A 249-nucleotide genomic window follows, 5' to 3' on the forward strand; every position below is an offset into this window, starting at 1 on the left:
AAATCTGAGGTGTTACACCAGAAATATAGGGTAATTTAGAAAGGGCTTCTGCATCTGCTTCCACCAAACTGGTTATTTTCTCTGCTTGTGGATCAGAGAGGCTTTTTCCAGGCAAAATGGTTAATGTATTAGACCCCAAACTTTTAAAATTATCCAGTATTTTTTCCCGAGTACCATTTCCCAAAGCAACCATGGCAATAATCGCCCCAATACCGATAATCACCCCAAGCATTGTTAGAAAAGTCCGCA

1 protein-coding gene is annotated in these 249 nt (G+C 40.2%); it reads right to left on the reverse strand.

Annotated features, from left to right (window positions below; translation table 11 throughout):
* Positions 1–249 (reverse strand): ABC transporter permease (locus tag ACFINC_RS11475; protein ID WP_375617282.1); only part of this gene is annotated, 249 nt, incomplete at both ends.

This window comes from Bartonella sp. AP58NXGY (assembly GCF_042195785.1).
Taxonomy (GTDB): Bacteria; Pseudomonadota; Alphaproteobacteria; order Rhizobiales; family Rhizobiaceae; genus Bartonella.